16 protein-coding genes are annotated in these 19,510 nt (G+C 73.0%); 1 reads left to right on the top strand and 15 read right to left on the bottom strand.

The features are described 5' to 3' along the window. Positions 1-47: 47 nt before the first annotated feature. From JOD95_RS01010 to JOD95_RS00965, 10 genes are all read right to left on the bottom strand, one after another. Positions 48-365 (bottom strand): YlxR family protein, encoded by a 318-nt coding sequence (locus JOD95_RS01010; protein WP_082687788.1) that lies wholly within the window; start codon positions 363-365, stop codon positions 48-50. Positions 366-464: 99 nt separating this feature from the next. After that, a complete protein-coding gene (gene nusA, locus JOD95_RS01005; protein WP_209682421.1) occupies positions 465-1,460 on the bottom strand; it encodes a transcription termination factor NusA in 996 nt (331 codons plus the stop codon). A 143-nt stretch (positions 1,461-1,603) separates the two neighbouring features. After that, a complete protein-coding gene (locus JOD95_RS01000; RefSeq protein ID WP_209682419.1) occupies positions 1,604-3,358 on the bottom strand; it encodes a proline--tRNA ligase in 1,755 nt (584 codons plus the stop codon). 38 nt (positions 3,359-3,396) lie between these two features. Further along, on the bottom strand, positions 3,397-4,530 hold the full coding sequence (ispG, locus tag JOD95_RS00995) for a flavodoxin-dependent (E)-4-hydroxy-3-methylbut-2-enyl-diphosphate synthase (protein ID WP_126892096.1): 1,134 nt from the start codon (positions 4,528-4,530) through the stop codon (positions 3,397-3,399). Between the two features lie 50 nt (positions 4,531-4,580). Continuing rightward, complete coding sequence (locus JOD95_RS00990; RefSeq protein WP_209682417.1) at positions 4,581-5,156, bottom strand: cysteine hydrolase family protein; 576 nt, start codon at positions 5,154-5,156, stop codon at positions 4,581-4,583. Further along, positions 5,153-6,601, bottom strand: a complete 1,449-nt coding sequence (locus JOD95_RS00985; protein WP_209682415.1) for a cytosine permease — start codon at positions 6,599-6,601, stop codon at positions 5,153-5,155. The genes JOD95_RS00990 and JOD95_RS00985 overlap by 4 nt, the downstream gene beginning before the upstream one ends. A gap of 47 nt (positions 6,602-6,648) precedes the next feature. Further along, positions 6,649-7,983 (bottom strand): site-2 protease family protein, encoded by a 1,335-nt coding sequence (locus tag JOD95_RS00980; RefSeq protein ID WP_307810338.1) that lies wholly within the window; start codon positions 7,981-7,983, stop codon positions 6,649-6,651. A 145-nt stretch (positions 7,984-8,128) separates the two neighbouring features. Then, positions 8,129-9,214 (bottom strand): 1-deoxy-D-xylulose-5-phosphate reductoisomerase, encoded by a 1,086-nt coding sequence (gene dxr / locus JOD95_RS00975; RefSeq protein ID WP_066654590.1) that lies wholly within the window; start codon positions 9,212-9,214, stop codon positions 8,129-8,131. A gap of 3 nt (positions 9,215-9,217) precedes the next feature. After that, positions 9,218-10,189 (bottom strand): FKBP-type peptidyl-prolyl cis-trans isomerase, encoded by a 972-nt coding sequence (locus JOD95_RS16785; RefSeq protein WP_066654591.1) that lies wholly within the window; start codon positions 10,187-10,189, stop codon positions 9,218-9,220. A gap of 6 nt (positions 10,190-10,195) precedes the next feature. Next, positions 10,196-10,672, bottom strand: coding sequence for an OsmC family protein (locus JOD95_RS00965; protein WP_209682411.1), 477 nt, complete (start codon positions 10,670-10,672; stop codon positions 10,196-10,198). Positions 10,673-10,742: 70 nt separating this feature from the next. On the opposite strand from JOD95_RS00965, the gene JOD95_RS00960 reads away from it, so the two are divergent. Continuing rightward, positions 10,743-11,735: an asparaginase gene (locus JOD95_RS00960; RefSeq protein WP_209682408.1), complete on the top strand. Its 993-nt coding sequence runs from the start codon at positions 10,743-10,745 to the stop codon at positions 11,733-11,735. Positions 11,736-11,760: 25 nt separating this feature from the next. Here the strand turns inward: JOD95_RS00960 and JOD95_RS00955 are convergent, their stop codons facing one another. The 5 genes from JOD95_RS00955 to JOD95_RS00935 all read right to left on the bottom strand — a co-directional run bounded on the left by JOD95_RS00955 (position 11,761) and on the right by JOD95_RS00935 (position 19,510). Then, complete coding sequence (locus JOD95_RS00955; protein WP_209682406.1) at positions 11,761-12,612, bottom strand: hypothetical protein; 852 nt, start codon at positions 12,610-12,612, stop codon at positions 11,761-11,763. Positions 12,613-12,721: 109 nt separating this feature from the next. Next, on the bottom strand, positions 12,722-14,620 hold the full coding sequence (locus JOD95_RS16780) for a zinc-ribbon domain-containing protein (protein WP_209682403.1): 1,899 nt from the start codon (positions 14,618-14,620) through the stop codon (positions 12,722-12,724). After that, on the bottom strand, positions 14,617-17,133 hold the full coding sequence (locus tag JOD95_RS00945; RefSeq protein WP_209682401.1) for a transglutaminase domain-containing protein: 2,517 nt from the start codon (positions 17,131-17,133) through the stop codon (positions 14,617-14,619). The genes JOD95_RS16780 and JOD95_RS00945 overlap by 4 nt, the downstream gene beginning before the upstream one ends. Then, positions 17,130-18,542, bottom strand: a complete 1,413-nt coding sequence (locus tag JOD95_RS00940) for a DUF58 domain-containing protein (protein ID WP_209682399.1) — start codon at positions 18,540-18,542, stop codon at positions 17,130-17,132. Before JOD95_RS00940 ends, JOD95_RS00945 begins: the two co-directional genes overlap by 4 nt. Beyond that, positions 18,539-19,510 (bottom strand): MoxR family ATPase, encoded by a 972-nt coding sequence (locus JOD95_RS00935; RefSeq protein WP_066654604.1) that lies wholly within the window; start codon positions 19,508-19,510, stop codon positions 18,539-18,541. Before JOD95_RS00935 ends, JOD95_RS00940 begins: the two co-directional genes overlap by 4 nt.

Below are 19,510 nucleotides of genomic sequence, written 5' to 3'. Positions count from 1 at the left end.
AAGGGGGCAGGACTCACTGGATGACGGGTCTCACTTCGAGCCGCTCATCAGTTGTCCATAAGCCGTTCAGCCTGTTCTGTCGTGTCCCGGTGACGCGCCTGCTCTTCGGCGCTGAGCGCCTCGAGGTAGTCACGTACCGCTGACGTGTCCGGTTCACGGTCGAGCCGGAGCGCGCGGCGGTAGGCCCTGCGCTTGACGGCCTGATCGTGTGCTTCGACGGTCGGGGTGAGCCAGGCTCCCCGCCCCGGCATGACTGCCTTCGGGTCCGCCACGACGCGACCGTCGCTCAGGGCGACGACACGGAGGAGGGAGGACCGGGGAGCACGACGACGACTGCCGATGCATGTTCTGACGGGAACCACCATACTCCTTGCCTCCGACCACCGCGATCCGGCGCGCCCGGACGGGCCACGCCACCAGCGAAACGGTGCCGGGCGACGAGCGTCGCCCGACACGGTCGTGTCCTACTCGTCGCCGTCCAGTATGGAGTCCGGCTGGATGTCGATGCGCGCACCGGTCAGCTTCGCGGCGAGACGGGCGTTCTGCCCTTCCTTCCCGATCGCGAGCGACAGCTGGTAGTCCGGCACCAGGGCACGGACCGCCTTCGTCGACGCGTCGAGCACGAACGCGCTCGTGACCTTCGCGGGCGACAGTGCGCTCGCGACGAACGAGGCCAGGTCGGACGAGTAGTCGACGATGTCGATCTTCTCCGCACCGAGCTCGGTCGTCACGGCGCGGACGCGCGCACCGAGCTCGCCGATGCAGGCGCCCTTCGCGTTGACGCCCGGCTCGTTCGCCTTCACCGCGAGCTTGGTGCGGTGCCCGGACTCACGCGCGATCGACGTGATCTCGACCACGCCCGACGCGATCTCGGGGACCTCGAGCGCGAAGAGCTTCCGGACCAGGCCCGGGTGGGTGCGCGAGACCGTGATCTGCGGGCCCTTGGCACCGCGGCCGACGCTCGTGACGTAGACGCGGATGCGGTTGCCGTGCTTGTACTCCTCGCCCGGCACCTGCTCCTCGGGCGGCAGGATCGCCTCGACCGTGCCGAGGTCGACGTGCACCATCTTCGGGTTCGGACCCTGCTGGATCACGCCCGCGACGATGTCGCCCTCCTTGCCACGGAACTGGCCGAGGATCTTGTCGTCGCCGATGTCGCGCAGACGCTGGTTGATGACCTGCTTCGCGGCGAAGGCGGCGATGCGGCCGAAGTCGCTCGGCTGGTCGACGGCCTCGCCGACGACGGTGCCGTCCTCGTCGCGCTCCGGCAAGTAGACGGAGACCTCGCCGGACTTGCGGTCGAGCTCGACACGGGTCTGGGCGTCGACGGGCTCGTCGTTCTCCGCGCGGTGCTTCTGGTACGCCGTCAGGATGGCGGATTCGATGATGCGGACGAGTTCGTCGAACGGGATCTCCCGCTCGCGCTCCATGAGTCGCAGGACTGCGAGGTCGATCTTCACCGAGGTGCCTCCGTGTTCAGCTGAGTCGCTCCTGCGGGTGGAACTGCGCAGAAGTCGGCTACAAGCGTACCCCAGAACCACGAGACGGACCGGAGGCGCGGTGCCGGTCGACACCGCGCCTCCGGTCCGTGGAGGGGTTGCGATCAGATCGCGCGGAGCGCCTCGAGCAGCTCGGCCACCGGGACGTCCCGACGCTCGCCCGAGCGGCGGTCCCAGAGCTCGACCACACCGTCGGCGGCGTTCCGCCCGGCGACGACGACGACCGGGACACCGAGCAGCTCGGCGTCGCGGAGCTTCACGCCCGGGGAGACCTTCGGACGGTCGTCGTACACGACGTCGTACCGCTCGCCCTCGAGGCTGTCGATGAGCGACGCAGCGAGGTCGTACGCGACCTGGTCCTTGCCCGTCGCCACGACGTGGACGTCGAACGGCGCGACCTCCTTCGGCCAGGCCAGGCCCTTCTCGTCGTTGTGCGCCTCGGCCAGGATCGCCATGATGCGCGTCACGCCGATGCCGTACGACCCCATGGTGACCGTCGCGAGCTTGCCGTTCTCGTCCTGCACCTTGAGGTCGAGCGCCTCGGCGTACTTGCGGCCGAGCTGGAAGACGTGACCGATCTCCATGCCGCGGGCGGTCTCGAGCGGGCCGGAGCCGTCCGGAGCGGGGTCGCCCGCACGGACGTCGGACACCTCGGCGACGCCGTCCGCGGCGAAGTCGCGACCCATCACGAGGCCGGAGACGTGGACGCCGCGCTCGTTCGCGCCGGTGATCCAGCTCGTCCCCTCGACCACGCGCGGGTCGACGAGGTAGCGGATGCCCGACGGGCTCGCGGAGCCGAGCACCTGCGGGCCGATGTAGCCCTTCACGAAGACGCCCGGGTGCTTCCGGAAGTCGTCGTCGCCGGCAGCCTCGACCTCGGCCGGTGCGAAGGCGACCTCGGCGCGCTTCAGGTCGACCTCGCGGTCACCGGGCAGTCCGACCACGACGACCTCGCGGGTGCCGTCGAGGTGGGTCAGCGCCAGCACGACGTTCTTCAGCGTGTCGGCAGCGGTCCACGGTGCGCCGTCACGCGGGGCGACCTCGTTCGCGTGGGCGACGAGCGTGTCGATCGTCGGCGTGTCGGCAGCGGGCAGGAGCACGGGCTCGGGCTGCCCCGCGATCGGCAGGGCGTCGGGGACGGGCGTGTTGTACGCCTCGACGTTCGCCGCGTAGCCGCCGGCGCTGCGGACGAAGGTGTCCTCGCCGACGCCGATCGGGTGCAGGAACTCCTCGGACTTCGAGCCGCCCATCGCGCCGGCATCGGCCGCGACGATGACGTACTCGAGGCCCAGGCGGGCGAAGATCTTCTCGTAGGCGTCGCGCATCACCTGGTAGCTGCGGTCGAGCCCCTCGTCGGTGAGGTCGAACGAGTACGCGTCCTTCATCGTGAACTCGCGGCCGCGCAGCAGACCGGCGCGCGGGCGGGCCTCGTCGCGGTACTTGTCCTGGATCTGGAACAGCGTGACGGGCAGGTCCTTGTACGAGCCGTACAGGTCCTTCACGAGGAGCGCGAACATCTCCTCGTGCGTCGGCGCGAGCAGGTAGTCGGAGCCCTTGCGGTCCTGCAGGCGGAACATGCCGTCGCCGTACTCGGTCCAGCGGTCCGTCGCCTCGTAGGGCTCGCGGGGCAGCAGCGCCGGCAGCAGGACCTCCTGCGCACCGGCGGCCACCATCTCCTCGCGGATGATGTCCTCGATCTTGCGCCGCACCCGCAGGCCGAGCGGGAGCCACGCGAAGATGCCCGGGGACTGACGACGGACGTACCCGGCGCGGACGAGCAGCTTGTGGCTCGTCACCTCGGCGTCGGAGGGGTCGTCGCGGAGCGTGCGGAGGAAGAGATGGGAGAGCCGTGTGACCACGGACGCAAGCCTAGCGGCGCGCGTCCGACGACGGCGGCTCAGGTCGTCGTGACGACCTGCGGGGTCCCGGTGGCGGCGTCCGGACCCATCTCGTCGGCGATGCGGTTCGCCTCCGCGATCAGCGTCTGCACGATCTCCCGCTCCGGGACGGTCTTGACGACCTGCCCCTTCACGAAGATCTGTCCCTTGCCGTTGCCGGAGGCCACGCCGAGGTCCGCCTCGCGCGCCTCGCCCGGGCCGTTCACGACGCAGCCCATCACGGCGACGCGCAGGGGCACGGTCATGCCCTCGAGGCCCTTCGTCACGTCGTTGGCCAGCTGGTAGACGTCGACCTGTGCACGGCCGCAGCTCGGGCAGGAGACGATCTCGAGCTTGCGCTCACGCAGGTTGAGCGACTGCAGGATCTGCAGGCCGACCTTGACCTCCTGTGCAGGGGGCGCGGACAGCGAGACGCGGATGGTGTCGCCGATGCCCTCGGCGAGCAGGATGCCGAACGCGGTGGCGCTCTTGATCGTGCCCTGGAACTCCGGCCCGGCCTCGGTGACACCGAGGTGCAGCGGCCAGTCCCCCGCGGCGGCGAGCTGACGGTACGCCTTCACCATGACGATCGGGTCGTTGTGCTTGACCGAGATCTTGAAGTCGTGGAAGTCGTGCTCCTCGAAGAGCGATGCCTCCCACACGGCGGACTCGACGAGCGCCTCGGGCGTGGCCTTGCCGTACTTCTGCAGCAGGCTCGGTTCGAGCGACCCGGCGTTGACACCGATGCGCAGCGACACCCCGGCATCCTTCGCGGCCCGGGCGATCGCACCGACCTGGTCGTCGAACTTCCGGATGTTGCCCGGGTTCACGCGGACGGCGGCGCACCCGGCGTCGATGGCCTGGAAGACGTACTTCGGCTGGAAGTGGATGTCGGCGATGACCGGGATCTGCGACTTCTTGGCGATGATCGGCAGTGCGTCGGCGTCGTCCTGGCTCGGGACGGCGACGCGGACGATGTCGCAGCCGGACGCCGTGAGCTCGGCGATCTGCTGCAGCGTCGCGTTGATGTTCGTCGTCGGCGTCGTCGTCATCGACTGCACGGAGACCGGGGCGTCACCGCCCACGAGGACCTTCCCCACCCGGATCTGCCGCGACTTCCGACGCGGGCTCAGGGTTTCGGGGACTTTCGGCAGACCGAGGTTCACTGCTGGCACGGGTGTGACTCTACGCGCTCCCGGTGACGTCACACCTGGTCGGTGACCAGGTCCGCCCCGCGGTCCACGACCGTGATGAGCGGCCCGTACAGCCGCATGAGCGCGAGGGCACGCTCGTGGTCCTCGTCGCTCGCGCCGGCGCACGCGTCGGCGACGACCGTGACGGTCGCTCCCGCGTCCGCCGCAGCCAGCGCGGTGGACACGACGCAGCAGTCGGTGGACACCCCGGTGAGCACGAGGTGCGGGTGCTCGCCGACGACGGCCCGGAGGCCCGCTCCCCACTTGCCGAACGTCGGCTCGGTGACGACGGGGTCGCCGTGGGCCGTCGCCGCAGCCGAGAAGGGGGCGGTCAGGTCGTACAGGGGGTCGGTGTCGGGCACGAGCGCGAACGACCACTCGCGGTAGTAGGGCACCCACGCGCCCTGCGGGCGCTCGGGCGCGACGAACCGGGTGAACACGGTGCGCCCGGCGAACCGCGGGAGCAGCCGTCGCGTCCCGGCAGCGGCGTCGTCGTACCGCGGTGTCGCCCACGGGCTGTCGCCGGTGAAGACCTCCTGCAGGTCGATCGCGACGAGCCAGGCGTCGGTCGGGACCGTGACGCTCATGCGTCGTGCTCCTGTCGGCGGATCGTCCCCCGCGCCGCGAGCAGCGTGCCGGCGAAGCCGACGACCAGGGCGACGAGGACCCCGAGGTTCGCGTACGCCCAGGCACCCTCGCGGCCGCCGAGGCCGAACGGTCCCAGCAGGTACCCCTGCCAGTTGAGCCACGCGGGCACACCGTACGTGTTCGTGACGAGTCCCCAGCCGAGCACCGTCCCGAGCACGACGAGGGCGATCGCGGCCCAGCGCACGTCCCCGTAGCGACCGCGCACGTCGTCGAGCTCGCCGTCGGCGTAGGCCCGACGCCGCAACACCACGTCGGCGACGAACACCCCGGCCCACGCGGCGATCGGGACGCCGAGCGTGACGAGGAACGCCTGGAACGGCGAGATGAAGTCCTTCGCGAAGAAGACGACGTACACGGCGCCGGCGACCATGAACACGCCGTCGACGCCCGCCGCGACCGGCCGCGGGATCCGCACGCCGGCGCTGAGCAGCGCCAGGCCCGACGAGTAGATGTCGAGCACGGCACCGCCGACGAGTCCGAGGATCGCCACGAGGGCGAACGGCACGAGGAACCAGACCGGCAGGATCGTCGTCAGCGCGCCGATCGGGTCCGCGCCGATCGCGGCGTTCAGGTCCTCCGACGAGCCGGCGAGCAGGACGCCGACGACGACGAGGACCGCGGGCGCCAGGGCGCCGCCGAACGTCGTCCACCAGACCACGCCGCCCGTCGAGGACGTCCGCGGGAGGTACCGCGAGTAGTCCGCCGCCGCGTTGACCCAGCCGAGGCCGAAGCCCGTCATCACGAGCACCAGCGCGCCGATGACGTTCTGCGCGCTGCCCGCCGGCAGGGCGCCGAGGGTGCCGAGGTCGATCGAGGGCACCGCGAGGACCACGTACACGACGGTGAGCACGGCGGTCACGACGGTGATGACGGTCTGCAGCCGCATGATCACGTCGAAGCCCGCGATCCCGGCCCCGACCACCAGGGCCGCCACGACGACGAGGGCGACGAGCTTCGTCACCACACCGTCGTCCCAGCCGAGCTCACGGAACACCGTCGAGGTGGCGAGCACCGCGAGCGACGCCAGTGCGGTCTCCCACCCGACCGTCAGGACCCAGCTGAGGAACGACGGCAGCCGGTTCCCCCGCACGCCGAAGGCCGCGCGGCTCAGCACCATCGTCGGAGCCGACCCCCGCTTGCCCGCGATCGCCACGATGCCGCACAGCAGGAACGAGAAGGCCACCCCGACGACGGACACGATCGTGGCCTGCGCCAGGGAGATGCCGAAGCCGAGGACGAACGAACCGTAGCTCAGCCCGAGCACCGACACGTTGGCGGCGAACCACGGCCAGAACAGCCCGCGCGGGCGCCCCTTCCGGTCGGACTCGGCGATGACGTCGATGCCCTGGCGCTCGACGGCGCGGACCTCTGGCGCGGTGCTCATGCGCCGAGCGTAGTGGGCAGCGCGACCCGCGTGCGCGAGCGGCCGCGCTACCCGAACAGGTTCACGGGACGCACGATGTCGGCGTAGATGAGCAGCGCGCTCATCCCGGCCAGCAGCACCACGACGACCATCGTCAGCGGCATCGACTTCGCCAGGTCGATCGCGCCCGGGTCCGGCTTGCCGACGAGCAGGTACGCACGGCGCTTCACGGCCTCCCACAGCGCACCGGCGATGTGCCCGCCGTCGAGCGGCAGGAGCGGCACCATGTTCAGCACGAACAGGCCGATGTTGAGCGAGGCGAGCAGCCCGAGGATCGTGTACGCCTTGTCGACCACCGGCACGCCGCTCATCGACGAGACCTCGCCGATCGCCCGACCGACGCCGACGACCGACACCGGGCTGTCCTGCGACCGCTCCTGCGCGCCGAAGGCCGCGTTCCAGACGGCGACCAGACGCTGCGGGAGGTCGATGATGAGGTGCGCCGACGCGGCGATCTGCGCCCCGGTCGCGGGCAGCACCGCCGCCGGCGACTGCCGGACCAGCGACTGCCCGATGCTGACACCGACCACGCCCACGCGCTGGGTCTTCGTCGAGCCGTCCGCGTCCTTCGCGACCGTGCCCTGCTCGGTGACGACGTCGCGGGTCGCGAGCTGCGGCGTGACCTCGAGCGTCCGCCGCTGGCCGTCACGCTCCACGACGACGCTGACGCTCTCCCCTGCCGACCGCTGGAACACCCGGGACACCTCGGCGATCGTCGGGTCCTGCTGCCCGTCCACCGCGAGCACGACGTCGCCGTCGCGGATGCCCGCCTGCTTCGCGGGCGATTCGGCATCCCCGGCGGTGCAGGTCGTCGCGCTGCTCGTCGGCAGCACGCAGTCGACGCGCGACGTGAAGGTGGTGGTCGGCGCGCCGAACCCGCACAGCAGCACGCCGAACAGCACGATGCCGATCACCAGGTTCATGGCGGGCCCCGCGACCATGACGATGATCCGCTTCCACGGCGTCAGCCGGTAGAACGCGCGGGAGTCGTCGCCGCCGGAGTCGGCGATCTGCTCCGCGCTGGCCTGGCGGGCGTCCTGCACGAACGCGCCGTACATGCCGGTGTTCGTGATCGCGTTCGGCCGGCCCGATGCACGCGGCTTGAGCATGCCGACCATGGAGATGTACCCGCCGAGCAGGATCGGTCGGATGCCGTACTCGGTCTCCCCCCGTCGGAAGGACCAGATCGCCTTGCCGAAGCCGAGGGAGTACTGCGTGACCTTCACCCCGAAGAGCTTCGCGAACGACAGGTGTCCGAGTTCGTGGAGTCCGATCGAGACCAGCAGGCCGACGATGAAGACGACCACGCCGAGGACGAAGAGGAGCACGGATTCGACGGTCACCGTCAGAGGGTACGGGACCCTTCCCATGACGGAGCCGAACGCGCCCTGAGAGGTCTGCCGTGCCTCCCGGCCGGCCTGGAGGCACGGATCACCGTGGGCGCACCCGTCGCGCGACCGCGCGGCGGGCTCGCGACGCCCGGGTGCGTCAGCGGGCCAGCAGGCGGTCCGCCGTCACGCGCGCCCAGCGCTCCGCCGCCAGGACGCCGTCGAGGGAGGACTCCCCCGCGGTGTGCTCGTCGACGACGCGACGGACGGTGTCGACGATGTCGAGGAAGCCGATCGCACCCGCGTGGAACGCGGCGACCGCCTGCTCGTTCGCCGCGTTGAAGACCGCCGGGAAGGTCCCACCCAGCACGCCCACGTGCTTGGCCAGGTCGACGGCGCCGAACGCCTCGGCGTCGAGCGGTTCGAACGTCCAGGTGCTCGCGGTCGTCCAGTCCAGCGGGACCCCGACGCCGGGCACCCGGTCCGGCCAGGCGAGGCCGAGCGCGATGGGCAGCCGCATGTCCGGCGGTGAGGCCTGGGCGATCGTCGACCCGTCGACGAACTCGACCATCGAGTGCACGATCGACTGGGCGTGCACGGTGACGTCGATGCGGTCGTAGGGCACGCCGAACAGCAGGTGCGCCTCGATGACCTCGAGCCCCTTGTTCACCAGCGTGGCGGAGTTCGTCGTCACCACCAGGCCCATGTCCCACGTCGGATGCGCGAGGGCCTCGGCCGGGGTGACGTCGCGCAGGCTCTCCCGTGAGCGTCCGCGGAACGGTCCGCCGCTGGCCGTGAGCACCAGGCGGCGGACCTCCGCGTCGGAACCGGAGCGCAGCGCCTGCGCGATCGCGGAGTGCTCGCTGTCGACGGGCACGATCTGCCCGGGACGGGCGGCGGCCTGCACGAGCGCACCGCCGACGATCAGGCTCTCCTTGTTCGCCAGGGCGAGCGTCGCACCGGACTCCAGCGCGGCGAGCGTCGGACCCAGGCCGACGGAACCCGTGATGCCGTTGAGCACGACGTCCGCCTCGACGCTCCGGACGAGGCGTTCGGCGTCGGCCGCGCCGAAGGCGGTGTCACGGACGTGGAACCGCTCGGCCTGTTCGGCGACGAGGGCACGGTTCGTGCCGGCGGTCAGGCCGACGACCTCGAAGCGGTCGGGGTTCCGGGCGACGACGTCGAGGGCCTGGGTGCCGATCGAGCCCGTGCTGCCGAGGACGACGATGCGACGCCTGGTCGGCACGGGTCAGCCCTTGGCGAGGACGTCGACGACGAAGACGAGGGAAGCGTCCTTCGGGATGCCCGAGCCCTCGGGCGGGTTCGAGCCGTAGGCGTCCTCGGGCGTGGTCACGATGAGGACCTGGGACCCGACCTTCTGCCCGACGAGCCCGGTGACGAAGCCCTTGATGAGCGAGCCCTCGGAGACGGTGAAGGTGGTCGGAGCACCCTTCGACCACGAGGAGTCGAACTCCTTGCCGTCCGCCAGGGTCACGCCCTTGTACTGCACGAGCGCGGTGTCACCGTTCTCGATCGTCGCGCCGTCGCCCTGCTTGAGGACCTCGACCTCGGTCTTCGACGGGGCCGTCGCACCGGACGGGATCGTGATCTCCGGCTCGCCGCTCGCCTTGTCCTCGACCGTGGGCAGCGACGGGTCCTGCGTCTGCGGCGTGCCCGTCGCCTTCGTCGGGGTCTGCGCGACGACGTCCGCCACGACGACGATCTCGCCGCCGGTGTTGAAGCCGAGCGCCGACGACTCACCGACCACCGCGACGCGGTCCCCGACCTTCGTGCAGGCGAGCAGCGCGCCGAAGCCGGTCCCGCCGACGGAGAGCACCTGCGGGTTCCCCTGGTCGAACCCGACCGCGCCGAGCTTCGAGGCGTCCGAGGCCTTGTAGACGGCGTACGACACCTGGGCGAACTCGCCGCTCTTGAGCGCCTTGCCCGAGCCCTGCACCACCGTGGTGGCCTGCGGGGTCTCCGCGCTGAGGCCCTTGTCGAAGGTGACCTTCGGCGCCTCCGACCCGGCGACCGCGCCGGTGACCGCGATGCGCTTCGACGCCGAGCCCGACTCCGGGCACGACGAGATGGGCGTCGCCGTGGCGCTGGCGGACGCGCTGGGCGAGGCCGAGGCGTCACCCGAGCCGTTCCCGGAGCAGGCGGCGAGTCCGAGCACGACGGCTGGGACGATGGCGATCGGGAGCAGGCGGAGACGCTTCACGAGGCCCTATCCTGCCGCACGCACCTTGGTGGCGGGCGTGTGGTGGACGGGGAACGCCACCGAGCGCGCGATGAAGCACAGGCGGTTCGCCTCGGCGTGGGCTGCCTCGGCGTCCGCGACGCGGTCGGCCTCGAGCACGGTGACGACGGGGCGCAGGGTCACCTCGGTGACCTCGCCGGTGCCGTCGCGGTGCACGTCGAGCGAGGCCGTCGCCGTGTCCTCGTAGCCGACCACGGTGAAGCCCCGCTGCACGGCGACGTACAGGTAGCTCATCATGTGGCACTGGGCGAGGGCGCCGAGCAGCATCTCCTCGGGGTTCCACCGGTCGCGGTCGCCGCGGAACGCGGGGTCCGCCGAGCCGGCGATGGCGTGCTTGCCCGGCGCCGTGACGTCGTGGTCGCGGCCGTAGTCGCGGTAACCGCTCGTCCCGGTGCCGCGGTCACCCGTCCAGCGGACGGAGACCTCGTACGTGTGGTCGGTCACGGTGCGCTCCTTCGGGCGTGCTGCTGGGTGCTGGACGTGGCGCCTGCCGGCCCCTCGCTACGATGACGGCATGACGGTGAGCCACGACGTCCGCACAGACCGCCATCCTCTCACCGCCGAGGGCTCCGTCGAGCTCGCGGTGCTGGACCGGAACGGCTTCGACGAGAGCCGGCACGTCGGTGCCGGCGTCGTCGTCGCGGCCGACGGGACCGTGCTCGACGCCGTCGGCGACGTGACGGCGAGCGTGTACCCCCGCTCCACGATGAAGCCCTTCCAGGCCCTCGCCGTCCGTCGCGCCGGCGCGGTCTTCAGCGACGACGAGCTCGTGCTCACGACGGCGAGTCACGCCGGCACCGCTGCGCACCAGGCCCTCGCGCTGCACATGCTCGAGTCCTTCGACCACGTCGAGTCCGACCTGGGCTGCCCGCCCGACCTGCCGTTCGACCGGGCCACCGCCCGCACCATGGACGGCCCGCGGCGCCTGGCGATGAACTGCTCGGGCAAGCACGCCGGGATGCTCGCCGCGTGCCGGGTGAACGGCTGGGACGAGGCGACCTACCTCGACGTGGCGCACCCGCTGCAGCAGCGGGTCCGGGAGACCGTGGAGGCGTACACCGGCGAGACCGTCGACGTCGTCGGCACGGACGGCTGCGGCGCGCCCGTGTTCCCGCTCACCCTGCAGGGGCTCGCCCGTGGGTTCGCGGGTGTCGTCGCCCGTTCGGACTCGGACACCGCGGCACTCGTGGACGCCGTGCTCGACCACCCGTGGGCGATCGACGGTGTGGGTCGGGCGAACACGGTGACGATCGAACGACTCCGGGTGCTCGCGAAGTTCGGTGCCGAGGGCGTGATGGTGATGGGGCTCCCCGGTGGAGCGGCGGTCGCGGTCAAGACGCTCGACGGGTCGCAGCGTGCCGGGACGCTCGCGGCGCTCACGCTGCTCGAGCGGAACGGCATGGTGGACGCCGCGGGCGTCGCCGACGTGCTGGCCGCCACCGGCGAGCAGGTGCTCGGTGGCGGCGTGCCGGTCGGTGCCGTGCGCGCGGGGGCCGGACTGCGCTGACCGCCGGCTGCCCGACACGGCACGGTCACCCTGCGACGAGCTCGTCGACGGGATCCCCGGCCAGCAGCGGGAGCACGGGCTCGAAGGACGGCGCCACGCCGTCCCCGTCGCCGTCGCCGTCGTTCCACAGCCGGCACCCGTGCCGCGTGACCTCGATGACGCGGTCCCGTCGACGCGGGAGCAGGTGGACGCCGGGGACGAGCACCACGGTCGCCTGCACCCTGCCGAGACCGTCGTGGCGCACGGCGACCGCGGTCCCCGTCGGTGTCGGACGCACGCCGGGCGGCGCTCCGGACTGCGGACCCGCATCGGAGACGATCCGCACGCCGGCGTCCGCGCTCCCCGCCGCACCGGCTGTCCCGTCGATGGCGGACGCGGCGAGCTGGGCGCCGAGCGCATCGAACACCGCCCGCGCGAACGCCCCGGTGCCGACGACGACGACGTGGGACGGCGACCCGGGGTCGGCGCGGATCCGCTCGGCTCGACCGTCGGGTCCTCGTCCGAGCACCAGCCCCTCGACGACGGCGCCGCCGACGCCGACGCCGGAAGCGTGCGGGTCCGGGGTCCACGACGACGCCCCGACGGCGTCGCTCAGCGCGTCGTCTCCGCACACTGCTGGTGCGGCGACTGCTGGTCCGGCGACTGCTGATCCGGAGACTGCTGGTCCGGAGACGGCATCCGTCGGCATGGTCACGACGACCGCGGGCGGAGGATCGGCACCGGTGCCCCGGACCGTCAGGGCGTCGAGCACCGCGCAACTCGCTGCGGCGACGAGCAGCACCGTCCTGGCGACCACCGGGAGGTCGCCGACGACCCCGACGAGCAGCAGCACCACGGCCGAACCGACCAGGCAGCAGCGGGCGACGAGCGGGGACACGGACCGAGACTGACAGCCCCGCGCGTCCGGGTTCGGGCGCACGGGGCTGCTGGTGGAGACCGGGTCGCGGTCGCTGCCCTGTGGAGGAACGGCCGGCTGGCGGTCAGGGCTACTGCACGAGGAAGAACTGCTCCCCGATGTCGACCCGTGCACCGCGCTCCACGCGGTAGCGACGCCCGGCTTCACAGCGGCGGATGCTCCCGTCGATGTGCCGGATCACCGTGCCGTTGCCCGAGTGCCGGTCGGACACCCAGAGGTCGTCGCCGTCACGCCCGAGCTCGAGGTGCGTCTTGGACACCGACTTGCCGGGGTCGTGCACCGTGAGCAGGTCGTCGAACCGCTCGCCCGGCTGCGGTCGAGGCAGCCGGCCCAGCAGGCCCGTACCGTGCACCGCCGTGCGCTCCCCGGTGCTGAAGTGCAGCACGAACGGCGCGTCCGAGGTGGTCTTGACGACGATCCGCGTCTCCTCGACGTCCTCGTCGGGGTCGAGGTCGCCGCTCGACGGCACCGTCGTGGACCCGACGGGCGGGAGGACCGGGCCGGTCGCCCCCGGGATCGGGAGCAGCGGCGCGGCACGCGGGACCGGCGGCAGGTCGGGACCGCCGGCGCCCTGCGCCGAGGACGGCAGGGTCGGCGAAGCGGGAGCAGGCGGGACCGGTCCTCCGTCGTGTGCGCTCCGGTGCCCGCCGGGCGCGGCCCCCTCGTCGTCGGCGAGGTGGCGGCCCGGCCCCGCAGCGGGCTCGTTCGACCGGTCCTCGTGCGCCTGGTCCGCGTCGGGCCGCTCGGCGTCGGGACGTCCAGCGTCGGGCTGTCCGGCGTCGGGCTGTCCGGCGTCGGGCTGTCCGGCATCGTGCTGTCCGGCGTCGGACGCCGCGCCGTCGCGGTGCTCGGTGCCGGACCCGGCGTCCTCGGGGACATCCGCTTGCGACGCGTGGTCCGTGGAGCCCCGCTCGGCGCCGCCGTCCGCGGAACCGGGGTCCGAGGGCTCGTGGTCCACACGGATCTCGTCGTCGGCCGCCCAGTCCGGCCGCGCCAGGGGCAGCGGCACGACGGGCCCGGTGAAGGCAGCCGTCACGGTCGGACGGACGGCGCCGCACTCCGCGCAGAAGATGTCATCGGGTTCGAGGGCGTGGCCGCACACCGGGCAGGTGGCCGGACCGTTCCCCGGAGCGATCAGGGGCGTCGGTGCCGGACGACGGTCGACCAGTGGCTCCACGACGGCGGTGTCGCCGGCACGGGGACGTTCGTCGGCGGACGGCTCATCGATCTGGTCCTCGACCGGCGGCTCGGCTGCCGCGCCTCCGCGGCCCACCCACCACGACGGTCGCGACGGAGCTGCCGTCGGCTGCTGTGCGACGGGCGGCGCCCACACCGGGGCCGTCGGCGGCGCCTCGGGCCCAGCGGACGGTGCCTCGGGCACGGGGGACGGCGTCCCGGAGCCGGACAGGTCCCCCGGGGCCGGCGCGAGACGGGTTCGTTCGGTGTCGGCCTCGTCGTCGGCGGAGGACCCCGTCGGGGACGACGGGTACGCGTCGGGATCGAGGGGCGGCTCCGGCTCCGGCTCCGACGCCCCGGACCGCTCGTCCGTGCGGTGCTGCTCGTGCGTCCACCGGTCGTCCCCGACGCGGTCCGACCGACCCGGATCGACGCCTTCGGGGCGCAGCCACGACGGATCGTCAGCCGGAGCTGCGGGAACGGCCGGGACCACAGGAGCGGACGGTGCGGTGGGGCGAGCGTCCCCGGTCGCGCCGGAGCGCTGCCGGTCCTCGCCGATGAGCCACGCACGGGTCGCGGGGTCGAGCGTCGCCTCGGGCAGCCAGGCCTCGGCGGCGGGATCGGGACGGCGGCCGTGCTGGTCGGGTTGCCGGAGCGGTGGCGGCGGGGTGTCGTCGACGGGCGCAGCCGGCGCGGGCCGACGGTTCGCCGAGACGTTCACCGACCGCCCGCACTCACCGCAGAAGATCGCCCCGTCGGGCAGCATCGAGCCGCAGTGTTCGCATCTGATCACGGTTCGCCTCTGTCCTCACTCGGCCGTCCACGACGCTCGCCGGCCTCCGGCCCATCGTAGTCACCGGCCCCGGGACGCCCCTGGTCGTGGCGATCGGTGCCGGACGGACGCACCGTACCGCTCGGCCTCCGCCGAGTCGCCGGACGGCGTCGACCCCACCACCCGGCGGAGCGGAGGGACCGCAGCGACACGGCCGCCCGCCAGCGCTGGCGCCGCGTGCGGTCATCGGCCAGGCTCGCGATGGCCTCGTCCGTCGCTGACCACATCCGGTCCGCGGTCGCTGCGTCGACCGCCCCGGGTCCGAACACGCTGCGGTCCGCCAGCGCGGCGAGTCCGGTCCCGCCGCGGCCGGGCGCGCCGGCGACCACCTCGCGCCGCGTCGCTGCGCTCGGCACCTCGTGCCCGCGGTCGACCAGCGCGTCCCGGTACTCCTCCCAGGCTCCGGTGACCCGGGCACGCGGTGTCGGGGCGCGGCGTCGTCGACGTCGGCGCAGCCGTTTGCGCAGCAGCACCACCGCGAAGGGCAGGAGGACGAGCGCGAGGAACCCGAGGGTCGCGAGCACCCACGGCAGGGCTGCGAGCAGCACCTGCAGCCACAGCGGCGGGACGGGCGGTGTCTCGCGGTCGCTCTGCGGCGGGGCCTGCTGGTCCTGGTCCTGCTGCTCGACGGGCGGCGGTGGGACGACGGTCTCCGGGCGCGTGACGGGTTGCGGCGTCTGGTCCTGCTCGTCCGGGATCTCGCGGAGGACGGGGTTCGGGTCGAGGGTGACCCACCCCCACTGCGCGGTGTCCACCTCGACCCGCGCGGTCACGTCCGACCCGCGCAGGGTCGTGGCCCCGCCCGACGGACCGGCTGCCGCCGAACCCGGATCCGACGAGGACCTCCGGACGTCGCCGCCCGGGGTGAACCCCATCACCACCCGCGACGGGAACCCGATCTGCCGGGCCATCAGCGCGGCGGCGACCGCGTACTGCTCCTGGTCCCCGATCATGACCGGCGCGGTGAGGAGCTCCTGGATCCGGTCAGCGCCGTGCCCGGACCGGCTGGCCCGGTCGTCGCCGACGCCGTGGCTGACGTACCCGGTGCTGGTGAGCCACCGGACGGCCGCGACGAGCTCCTCGCCGGGCGTCCGTGCGTCCGCGGTCGTCGACTCGACCCGCTCCCGCACCGCGTCCGGCACCCCGGTCGGCGACGGCACGTCGGCGGTCCCGGGACGCGCCGACGCGAGCTGCTCGTCGTCCGGCTGGTCGGGCAGCACGGCCTCGAGGTCGTAGCGCGTGTCCGTCCCCACCCCGCCGACCACCGCACCGGTCGACGTCGCGCGGTCGTAGAAGAAGGACCGGCGATCCTGCTCGGCGTCGGCCCCGCGGAACGTCACCGACTCCAGGTCGCCGACGGTGGGCAACCACACGCCACGGTAGGCGGCGACGTCCACCCCGACGCGCACGTCGCTGCCGCGCACGTCGCCCACGTCCACGGTCGTGGGGACCCGTTCGAAGGTGCCGGAGGCCGAGGACCCGTCGTCGCCACCCACACGGAAGACGACACCGTCGTACGTGTCGAGGGTCGCGATGCGCACGAACCCGCCCTGCGGCAGCCCGGTGACGCGCAGCTGCGGTGCGTCGGCAGCACCTGGTTCCTCGTACGACCGGAACGCGCTGAGCGGGCTCACCTCGTCCCGCGGGTCGAACGGTCGCACGACGTCGGTGCGCGCGACGCTCCGGCCGACCGTCGGCGGGGCGACCGACCCGAGACCGGTCGCGACGACCGCAGCGGCCAGGACCGTCCCGGTGCCGACGAGCGCCGGACGCGCGACGGACCGCCACACCGGCACACGGGCGCCGACGGTCGTCGCCACGGCGACGGCCCGGCGCGCGTGCCGGACCGTGAGCGCCCACACGAGCGCGATCCCGCCGAGGCCGACGGCGGTCGCGACCGACAGGTCCAGACGGCTCGGACCGACCACGACGCCCGCCGCGAAGAGGACGAGCGCCGGGATGCTCGCGGTCTCCGGCCGGGAGGCACGGACCGCCACGGTCACGGCCGTCACCGTGGCGACGAGGGTCGTCACGAAGTACGGGACGAGCAGCGACTCGTAGGACCCGACCGGCAGGCTGACGGTGACCAGCCGCTTCCAGTCGAGCGCGACGCCGGCGAAGAGGTCGACGAGTCCGGGTCCGGTCGGCAGCAGCCCCGCCGACTCCCCCGGGACCGCGGCGGGCACCCCGGTCACGGTGAAGACGGCCACGGTGAGGACACCGACGACCGCCGCCGGCAGCCGACCCAGTGCACCGGTCAGCGCGACCGCGGTGCCCGCGACCACGGCGGTGACGCCGGCGGTCACCATCGACCCGTCCCGGTGGACCGGCCACCAGGCGGTGCTCGCCACGGCGAGCAGGAGCCAGACGACCAGGGTGCCGCCGACCGAGCGGACCGGGGCGCGCCGGCGAGCCGCTCGGCGCGTGGCGCGGCGGCCCCTGGTCGGGCGGTCGAGCGGGGGTGCGGCACTCACGCGGCGGCCGCCGTCCGGTGCAACGCCTGGCGGAGGTCCTCGAGGTAGCCGATGGTCAGGACGGTGAGCCCTGCCACCCGGAGCACCCGGGGCTGGGCCTCCGGTTCGCAGGTGACGGCGACGACCTCGACCCCGACGGGGAGGCGCGTGGCGGCGAGCCGGAGCGCGGGGAGCCCGACCGTGGACCCGATGACCAGGAACGCGACGGAGATGCCGGCCGTGTCGTTCCCGACGATCCGGGCGACCTCCGCGACGGGCAGGCACGCGTCGGACAGCCCGACGGTCGCGAACTCGTCGAGCAGGCGGGTCGGCGTGACGGTGGCGAGCCGGTGCACCGCGTAGGACGGCCGCTTCGCGTACTCCGACGTGCGCTCGGACACCACGACCGAGACGTCCCGTCCGTCGCGGACCGCACGGGCCCCGAGTGACGCGGCGGCGCTCACCGCCAGCTCGAACTCGTCGTCGTCCGCGAACTCGGCCCGACGGCTCGCGAGGGCGACGACCAGGTGCGAGCGTCGGGTGTCCTCGAACTGCCGCACCATGAGCGCGCCGGACTTCGCGGTCGACTTCCAGTGGACCGTGCGCGGGTCGTCGCCCGGGACGTACTCGCGGACGGCGTGGAAGGCGATGTCCGCCGGGGAGAGGTCGGTCGTGGCCTGCCCCTCGAGGTCGCGGACGAGTCCCGTGCTCGTCGACGGGATCGCGATCGTCCGCGGGTGGACGATGACCTGTTCGCGGGCGGTCCACACGACCTCGCGCCGCACCAGCCCCACCGGGTCGGCCCGGACGCCGGTGACCGGTCCGACGTCGAGCACCCCGCGCCGGACCGTCGGCACGGGTACCTGTTCCTCGAACACGCCACCCGGGGCGACGGTCGGCACGGCGACGTCCACGAGTCCGTCGCCGACCGGCAGCTCCACCGTGGTCGGGACCGACGGCAACCGGGCCGGGTTCTCCGCGGTGACCACGACGCCGGCGTCGTCGCCGACCGCCACACGGTGCTGCGGCAGACGCATCCGGACCACGAGCCGGGTCCGCCCGACGAGGGCGACGGCGGCCACGACGGCGAGCACCGCCCCGGCGAAGCCCACGACGACGACCTCGCGCAGACCGAAGCGGTACCCCACGGCGAAGGCGACGACCGTGACGACGGCGACCGTCCAGCCCAGACCGGTGACCACCGCGGCGACCTCGCCCCACAGACGCCGCACGGTCCTCCAGGCCGTCGCCCACGCCTTCGCGACCCCGACGACGGCGTCGGCGGCGACGCCCTCGCGGTCACCGACGAGCCGGGTGCGCACGTTCGTGAGCCCGGCGACCGTCGTCGTCCGCTCGGCGGCGACGAAGCCGCGACGGGACCTCGTGCTGCCGCGTCGCGTCCTGGTGCTGCCGGGACGGCGGTCGGTCACGACGCCGCTCGGTCGGCGGGCGGCGGGGTCTCGACGAGGAGCTGCGCCACGACGCTGGTGGCGCTGACCCCGTCGAACTCCGCCTCGGCGTCGAGCACCAGGCGGTGTGCCAGCACCGGGACGGCCAGGGCCTTGACGTCGTCCGGCGTGACGTAGTGGCGGCCCTGCACGGCGGCGTACACGCGTGCGGCACGGATCAGCCCCATGGCACCGCGGACGCTGACGCCGAGTCGGACCTCGCTCGCGGCGCGGGTCGCGTCGACCAGGCGTGCCACGTAGTCGGCGATCGTCGGGTCGACGTGGACCGTGCGGGCGAGTGCGGCCATCTCGGTCACGGTCGCTGCGGGGACGACGCTCGGCAGCGGCACCGAGGCGGACGGCGCCGACGACGTCTCGAGGATCCGCACGGTGGCCGCGTGGTCCGGGTAGCCGATCGAGGTGCGCACGAGGAACCGGTCCAGCTGGGCCTCGGGCAGGCGGTACGTGCCGGCCTGCTCGATCGGGTTCTGCGTGGCGATGACCATGAACGGGGCGGCCAGGCGGTGGTTCACACCGTCGACGGTCACCGTCGACTCCTCCATCGCCTCGAGGAGCGCGGACTGCGTCTTCGGGCTGGCCCGGTTGATCTCGTCGGCGAGGACGACGTTGGCGAACACCGGCCCGCGGTGGAAGTCGAACTCCTGCGTGCGCTGGTCGTAGACGCTGATGCCGGTGATGTCGCCGGGCAGCAGGTCGGGGGTGAACTGGATCCGGTTGGTCGACCCCTGCACGCTCTGTGCCATCGCACGGGCGAGGCTCGTCTTGCCGGTGCCGGGGACGTCCTCGAGGAGCAGGTGTCCCTCGCTGAGCATGGTCGTCACGGCGAGGCGGATGACGAACGTCTTCCCGAGGAGCACCTGCTCGACGTTGGTCACGATCCGTCCGGCGACGTCGGCGAACCAGGCGGCCTGCTCGGGGGTCATGCTCAT

Origin of the sequence: Curtobacterium sp. 1310 (assembly GCF_017834105.1) — a bacterium.
Lineage (GTDB): Bacteria > Actinomycetota > Actinomycetes > Actinomycetales > Microbacteriaceae > Curtobacterium.
Note: the sequence above shows the minus strand (reverse complement) of the source record. Positions and strands in the feature narration are given on the sequence as shown.

Coding starts and splice junctions, on each gene's coding strand:
- JOD95_RS00935 (WP_066654604.1), bottom strand. CDS start 19,510: ATGAGCATGACCCCCGAGCAGGCCGCCTGGTTCGCCGACGTCGCCGGA.
- JOD95_RS00990 (WP_209682417.1), bottom strand. CDS start 5,156: ATGAGCGTCACGGTCCCGACCGACGCCTGGCTCGTCGCGATCGACCTG.
- JOD95_RS00960 (WP_209682408.1), top strand. CDS start 10,743: ATGACGGTGAGCCACGACGTCCGCACAGACCGCCATCCTCTCACCGCC.
- JOD95_RS00985 (WP_209682415.1), bottom strand. CDS start 6,601: ATGAGCACCGCGCCAGAGGTCCGCGCCGTCGAGCGCCAGGGCATCGAC.
- JOD95_RS01010 (WP_082687788.1), bottom strand. CDS start 365: ATGGTGGTTCCCGTCAGAACATGCATCGGCAGTCGTCGTCGTGCTCCC.